This window comes from Verrucomicrobiota bacterium (genome assembly GCA_039027815.1).
In the GTDB taxonomy this organism is placed as follows: Bacteria; Verrucomicrobiota; Verrucomicrobiia; order Verrucomicrobiales; family JBCCJK01; genus JBCCJK01.
The window spans coordinates 1-1,522 of record JBCCJK010000075.1; the positions used below are offsets into that span (position 1 = coordinate 1).

The 1,522-nt window shown below is 62.3% G+C and carries 1 protein-coding gene; it reads right to left on the reverse strand.

All coding sequences use genetic code 11. The features are described from left to right. Window positions 1-218 precede the first annotated feature (218 nt). Window positions 219-1,121, reverse strand: coding sequence for a diacylglycerol kinase family protein (locus AAF555_12245; protein MEM6912336.1), 903 nt, complete (start codon window positions 1,119-1,121; stop codon window positions 219-221). Between the last annotated feature and the right edge of the window lie 401 nt (window positions 1,122-1,522).

Below are 1,522 nucleotides of genomic sequence, written 5' to 3' on the forward strand. Positions count from 1 at the left end.
GGTAGAATGGCCGAGTGGATTTCGGGCCAGACCAAGGCGCGACGAGGGCGCGGTGCAGGCACCGTAACCGAGGAGCAACGCTGGGCTGGCTCGAAAGACACCGGCTCTCCCTTCCCCGCGCTTCAGCGCCTCTTCCCCACAACACCTTCCCTCCATTCTACCAGTGAATTCTGGAGCTTGGTATCAGACCCATTCAGAACCATTCCTATCGCGAAGCCCTACCCGGGCCCGATCAGCCGGGCCGCCCCAGCTTGGACCTCCACCACGAAAGGAGTTTCCCCGATGGGGTCTCCATCGATTTCCAAGGGCAGCGGCGGGTCGGCCGTGACCTCGATTCTCTGGCCCGCGCGAAAAGAAAGTTCCCGCTCATCGCAAGTCTGCCTCAAAAGCAGGCGGATCAGAATCCCAAGGATTCTCCAGAAGCTGCGCGTCTGGACGATTGCCAAGTCCAAGCGACCATCCTGGGCGCTGATCTCCTCGTGAATCTGAAAGCCCGGCCCCAAAATCTCTCCCACATTGATCAGCATGACGGTGTGGGCTCGGAAGACCTCCTCTTGGCCATCGACTCGAATCATGACCCGCGAGCGACGAAGCGTGAACAAATTCTTGATGCCCGTGAAAACATAGGCCCAGAAACCGAAGCGACGTTTGAGATCCCGACTCGTCTCCCGCAGAAAAGCCGCATCCCAACCAGCTCCCGCCGCCACCGCGAAGTAGGCCTTGCGATCCGGCAAAAAGCCCACATCCAGGCGGGACTCCTTCCCGGTGGCCACGGCCACCTCCAGAGCCTCCAGTAAATCGCTCGGCAGCGAAAGCGCCCGCGCCAAAAGATTTCCAGTTCCCAGCGGCAAGATCCCCAAAGGCAGCGAACTCCCATTCTCAATCAGTCCACTCAGGGCCTCCATGACCGTGCCATCCCCCCCGGCCACCACCACGCGCTGGAAGGGCGCCGTCTCCGCCATCCAACGTCGGGCATCGCCGGCCGCCTTCGTCTCTCGCAATTCATAGCTCACCCCCTCTTCCTCCATCCATCTCTCGATCCGAGCTCGAGGGGCAGGCTGCATCGAGGGCCCGGCCTGCGGATTCAAAACCAGCAAAACCGACGCGCACCCCGCTCCCATACTTCTCCCCCTCGTGGCCCACCCGCTCCCGAGCAAGCACTTTGCCAAGCGTCCTCCAGCCGCCGAAATCCCCCGCCGGTCCGCAGAGCGGGTGCACCAGGGTCCTCCTGATACCAAGCTGCAGAATTGGCTGGTAGAATGGCCGAGTGGATTTCGGGCCAGGCCATGGCGCGACGCGGGGGCGGTGCCGCCACCGTACCCGAGGAGCAACGCAGGGCTGGCTCGAAAGACTCCGGCTCTTCCTTCCCCGCGCTTCAGCGCCTCTTCCACACAACACCTTCACTCCATTCTTCCTGTGAATTCTGGAGCTTGGTATGAGAAGGCGGGCCAAGAGAGTTCCCTAGCCCGTCCGCTCCCGAGCCAAGCCGGTGGTGGTGGTCTCCCACTCCTACTGCCCCTTA

Bases quoted from the DNA above. Each gene is read 5' to 3' on its own strand.
- AAF555_12245 (MEM6912336.1), bottom strand. From the start codon at position 1,121: ATGGGAGCGGGGTGCGCGTCGGTTTTGCTGGTTTTGAATCCGCAGGCC.